The 5,937-nt window shown below is 48.2% G+C and carries 2 protein-coding genes; both read right to left on the minus strand.

Going from position 1 to position 5,937, the window contains the following annotated elements:
• Positions 1-419: 419 nt before the first annotated feature.
• The gene (locus ACR2PX_RS11100) at positions 420-1,748 is read right to left on the minus strand and encodes an ATP-binding protein (RefSeq protein WP_433999425.1); all 1,329 of its coding nucleotides are present in this window, start codon (positions 1,746-1,748) and stop codon (positions 420-422) included.
• A gap of 119 nt (positions 1,749-1,867) precedes the next feature.
• Complete coding sequence (locus ACR2PX_RS11105; protein WP_433999426.1) at positions 1,868-5,422, minus strand: SNF2-related protein; 3,555 nt, start codon at positions 5,420-5,422, stop codon at positions 1,868-1,870.
• Positions 5,423-5,937: the final 515 nt, after the last annotated feature.

Consider the following 5,937-nt stretch of genomic DNA (forward strand, 5'->3'; position numbering starts at 1 on the left):
AAGCGGAACAATTATGAACACAAGCTGATGCTGTAGATTAGACTGCAAAGTGTATGAAAACTGTACTCTCTTACCAAAAGTACAGCCTGCTCGCTCATTACCTCAAAGTTAAGCGGGACTTAAGGTAGGCGTGACCTAAATTGTCTGATGGGTCATAAACTGGTAACCCTGATAATGGACAGTTTGCACCCTAAATGCTTTCAGGGTGCCTGTGGTCGGAGCAAAACCGGAACACTTGTTTCAGACGTTCATCCCTCCTAACGGCCTTGATTCCATCTGAACTGTAATAGTCATATTAGCCATGAATTTAAATCACGCCTGTGCGAATTTCATGGGTCTTGGTGAGGAAAAAACATTTTCATGCGCGTAGCGTCGCCTATTGACCAATCGGACAGCACAGCTATGGTGAAGCAATCTTGTCAAAACCAATTTGCCAGATCGTCCAGAGAAAAGCCCCTGTACTCAATGTCATATCCCTTTAGTTGCTGCACCAGCTTGGTGGCTTTCTCCTGTAAATGAGTTTTGCGAATATTTTTCGGGTTACGCTTAATTTCAGCAATCAGGACTTTTTTATCCAGTTCATTGACCGCCACAAGGTCAATTTCATTCTGGTTCCCTCTTTCCCAGTAACTACCGACGATATTGTACTCACCGGTTTCTGCAGTCACTTCCCTGACGATTTCTTCCAGCCAGTGACCACTCCAGGTTGGGTAGTCTCGTTCAATGACTTTATGGATAAACGGGAAGTTACCAATCTCCACTGCGCTACGGTGCTTATAAATAAAGCGAAACCAGAATGCCAGGAAAGCATCGGCAATCCGATATTTAACCAACCGGGTTCCCGGTTTAGACAACACCGGTCGGTTTCGACTGATAATATCAAATTCATTTTCCAGGCGATCAAGCTGTGGTCCCACAGAAATACCCAGCAAAGATTCAATTTCAGGTCGGCTCTTACTACCAGAAGCGATAGCTGCCAGTATGGAAAAATAGGTACCATGCTCTGGCCCAAACTCTTCGGCCAGACGATAATGCCCTTCCTCAATGACCAGACTGTGTTCGTTAATCAGCTGCGACCAAAGATCGGTTGCAGGATCAATGTTAAACAGCCACTCCAGATATTTTGGAACACCGCCACTGAGCATATACCACTGCAAGAGTTTTTCAGGCGTAAACTCCTGCCGGTCATTCAGCATCTGGGCGATATAATGGCAGCGCAACGGCTGAAGGTTGATGCGATGATCAGCTCGACCAAATAATGGCTCACGTCCATCCTGAAACAGCCGGGTCATAAGGCTGTATAAAGAACCACAGCAAATCAGGTGCATACGGCTTTGTTGTCTGTATCGATCCCACAAATCCTGAAGTTCGGAAAAAAACGCTCGATTAACCCGTTGAATATCCTGAAACTCATCCAGTATGACGGTAACCGGTGTTGTGATGCTGAACTGCAACAGGATTTCCATGACTTCCCGAAGACGGGCAGGCTGACCAAATATGGGAATATTTAAAACCGTTCTGATTTGCTCAACAAACTCTTCACATAGCAATGACTCCTGTTTTCTGGACACAAACAGATAGATAGAGGCTGCAGAAGTATTACTCTGAGGAAAAGTTTTATTTAGCAGTGCGGTTTTACCTACTCTACGCCTTCCTACCACAGTCGTCAGGTGAGCAGTTCCCTTAGAAGCCTGTTCACTCCAACCCTGGAGCTGTTCAAGCTCATCTTCTCGGATATCAAATCTCATAGAATGTTATCGTAACTATTATTACCGTAATTGTTTCATCGTTTACCCATTCAAATGGGTGATAAAAGAAACGCTGTGCATAAATACAGCTTTATGATGCCAAAAGGAGTTTTATAAAGTCAGAACTGCACATCCAACGACACCAGTTCTCTGATTTCCTGATCAGACAACTCGGTAATCCATTGTTCGCCGCTGGCAACCGTTAGATCAGCCAGCTCTTTTTTGCCCTGAATCATGGCATCAATCTTTTCCTCAAAGGTGTTTTCAGTGATCAGGCGATGCACCTGGACATTGCGCTTCTGACCGATGCGATAAGCTCGGTCTGTGGCCTGGGCTTCCACCGCAGGATTCCACCAGAGATCATAATGAATGACCTGGCTGGCGGCTGTCAGGTTCAGCCCCGTGCCACCGGCTTTCAGGGACAGAATCATGGCTCGGGTGCGACCGTTATTCTGGAAGTCTTCGACGATCTCATCCCGCTTCTTGCGGGACTGGCCGCCATGCAGAAAAGGGACGTCCAGTGACATTTCCTGCTGTAATGTGTTTGCCAGTAATTCGCCCATGGTCGTGTACTGGGTAAAGATTAATACCTTTTCATCGGCGTCCATAGCCTCACGCATCAGCTCCATAAACAGCGCCAGCTTGCCGGACTCTTCTATGTCCATCCGGTCATGGTTCAGGAACTGCGCCGGGGCATTACATATCTGCTTTAAGGCATTGAGCAGTTTGAAAATAATGCCTCTGCGTTCAATGCCTTCTTCACTGGAAGTCAGGTCTTCCATGATGGTATTGACCGTATTCTGGTAAAGCGATGCCTGTTGTTTGCTCAGGTTACAGAAACGGTTGCTCTCCACTTTATCCGGCAAGTCGCTGATGATGGACTTATCGGTCTTCAGTCGTCTGAGAATAAACGGGCTGGTCAGTTTGCGGAAGCGGTCCAGACAATTCTGGTCACGGTCTTTTTCAATAGGCGTAGCCAGCTCTTCCTGAAATTTTTTCTGGGTGCCAAGATAACCTTTGTTGGTGAAATCAAATACGCTCCAGTATTCCCGCAGACGATTTTCAACCGGTGTGCCGCTCATACCAATACGGATATCGGATTTCAGCTTTTTAATGGCTTTGGTCTGCTGGGTACCGGGGTTTTTAATGTTCTGGGCTTCATCAATGACCAGTGTGCGCCAGCGGGGTTTGCCCAGAGTGGTGCTGTCGCTGCGGATCAGGCCGTAGCTGGTCAGGATAACATCATGGTCATCTTGATTGAGTTGTCGTTTGTTGCCGTGATAGACCTGCACCCGTAAATCCGGGGCAAAGCGTTCAATTTCCTTACGCCAGTTAGTGAGCAGGGAGGTGGGTGCGACCACCAGGGCTTTCTGTTTATCCAGCTGGCCATTTTCCTGCTGATGCAACAGCAGGGTGATGACCTGCAGGGTTTTACCCAGACCCATATCGTCTGCCAGCAATGAACCAAAACCGATGCGGGCATTCTGCGCCATCCATTCATAACCCCGTTGCTGATAAGGCCGAAGATTGGCTTTCAGGCTTGCTGGTAAAGGGGCAGGTTCACCTTGTAACAGCTGCTCAAACAGTTGTTGGGCGCTGTCGCCTAAATCCACTTTGGCACCATCCAGCTCACCGGACAGACCGGCTTTTAACAGATCAATACGGGACAGAGTTTCCGGTAAATTCTCCAGTTTTTTAAGCAGTTGCTGCAATTTGTTGTCATCGAGCATGACATACTGATCCAGCATCTTGACCAGGCCCTCAGAGCCCTGAAGCAGCTGGTTAAACTCGCTGACTGGAATGCGTTGGTCTCCTAGCGCCACCTGCCAGTCAAAATGTAACAACTGATCCAGGTTCATATAACTGACAGCGCTATCACTGCCACTTTTTGACAAAGACAAACTGAGCTGTGGGTACACCAGTTTTCGTAATCGTTTAGGTAATACCAGCTGAATGCCCAACATTTGTAAGGCTGGGAGGGTTTCCCGGAATATGGGGGTGAAAGCTTGAAGAGAATACTGTAACGGGTGGTGTTTCTTTTGAGTCTGGTAAAGCTGTTCAATAGCAGGCATATAATCAGCCAGCAATGCCAGATCCGTCAGCACGCTCACTTTGGTATTGGATAATGACCCGTCTTTAAACAGTTCAGGTAACGACAGCATGGCCTGCTTTTGTTCGACCCGAATATCAACGGACAGCTGCTCAGCCACCTGATCATCTTCTTCCGGAATATCCATCTCTTCAACCAGCAGGTGCAGACGGTGCTCCCGCTCTCCCAGTGATAACCGATTCAGCCAGTTACGAATCACTTTGGGGTAAGCAATGGTTTCAAACTGATTAAACAGGCAGGGTGATCCGGCAAAGAACAGACGGCAGATATCTTCTTTCCAGTATTTATCAGGGGCTGCTTCCATGGTGTGTTCCATAAAGAAGCTGATAATGGCATTGATGGCCAAGTGAATCTGGGTTTTGCTGTCAGCATAATGCAGCTGAGGCTTTTTGCAGTTTTGCGGGATTGTTTCCAATACCACAAAGTTTGGTGGGCACAGGTCATAGAATATTTGTAGCTGGGTTTTCACCGGATCACTGAGCAAGGCCGGTTGCCATTGTATCAGTGTCCAGTCGTCCTGTTGCATAAAGACTGCCGGAATACAGGCATGTTGCTGCACCAGCTTGACGCACAAACGATAGAGCCATTGCCAGAGCAGGGTTTTATGAAAAAATCGGCTACGCTCAGGGCTGTAGGTATTGCGTAATGACGCTAACAGGCTGATCCACTCATCCGGTTCATGCAATGCTTGTCCATTACTCGTGCTTTGGACTGAGTGAAAACGACCATTCTTGTCGAGCACCAGCCGGGTCAGGGTGAAGTCAGCAATATTAACGTCCAGCGTATTTTCTTTAGTCTGTTGCTTTTCATACTGGCTGACATAGCGGGCGCTGCGTTTATAAAAATCAGCTAATACCGTTTTGAACTCTTTGTCATAGAACAAAGGTTTTGGCGTCAGAATGCCCTGAATCCTCTCACCCAAAGGTTCAATGGTGCTGAGATCCAGTGATTCAAAGGTTGGGGACTGTGGCAACTGCCAGTCTTCAACCACGGGCTTGCGCTGCCAGAAGGACATAATCTGTGGTGGTGTATCGGCTTTCGCCAGAGACATACCCGTCTGTTTTTCAATGGCTCCGGGTAAATCCATTCCATGGAGGCGGAATACCATAAACGGGTCTTTATCAATCTCACTGGCGATCAGATAGATGACGGCGGCGATATGTTTGCACGGCATCGCCCAGTCCGGGCAGGAACAACTGGCTTCCATATCGTCCCAGTGTTTGGGGAATAGAGGGATTTTCTGCTGTTCCATCAGTGGCAACATCTGCACCGGCAGTTGACGGTTCAGTAATTTGGCGAGCAGAGCGGGACTCTGGCTGACAGCCGTTAAAATACTCTGTTGCTGCTTAACGGTAAAACCGGGCAGATGTACCTTGACCTTGTATGGCCTTGGTCGTCTTCCCTGAACATCCGCATGGGTCGAAGTGCCTTTAAGCTCTATATCGGATACCGAGCCATTACCGGCATAGCGACGCCCACGGGGCAGGCGGTTGCTGTAGTCAATGCCGTTAAAGGCTTCCAGCCATTGCTTACCCCACCAGGTCTGGCCGTAGTTTGCTGCCATTGGGTTGTCATCTCATCATTATCGCAATGGGGGTCACTGTAACGGTTTTGGCACGATTTGCACCTCTTTAACAGCCTTTCTGTACTTCCTGCCAGCGTTTGAATTGGGACGGTCTTAAACCGTAACGGGCTAATATGCCTTCATGTAAACGGCGTAACTCTTCAATAATCAGCGATGACAAAAAGGACTTCGCCTGCAAGTTACCACGCAGCGGATACCAAAAATCATGTCATGGGCTCGATGCACCGGTTAACGCCAGTCATTCCTTAACCGATACCCACCCGACAAACCCGCGTTAGGAATAAACCTCCGGTACACCCGCCTGACCATGGTCGTATCCACATGCCCCAGCATCCTTGCCACCCAGGCTTCATCCTCTCCAGCCTGTAACCTTAAGTCCCGCTTAACGATCTGAAGAAGTAAGACAGAATGAACTGAAAGGAGCGCCCTCTGTGCTGTTCAGGCAAAATACCTGTGTTAATAACAATGCACTTGCAAGGTGCTACACAGGGACG

Source organism: Endozoicomonas sp. (assembly GCF_051008435.1).
Taxonomy (GTDB): domain Bacteria; phylum Pseudomonadota; class Gammaproteobacteria; order Pseudomonadales; family Endozoicomonadaceae; genus Endozoicomonas_A.

What these genes read in the sequence shown, in the direction of transcription:
- ACR2PX_RS11100 (WP_433999425.1), bottom strand. Translation starts at nt 1,748, where the DNA reads ATGAGATTTGATATCCGAGAAGATGAGCTTGAACAGCTCCAGGGTTGG.
- ACR2PX_RS11105 (WP_433999426.1), bottom strand. Translation starts at nt 5,422, where the DNA reads ATGGCAGCAAACTACGGCCAGACCTGGTGGGGTAAGCAATGGCTGGAA.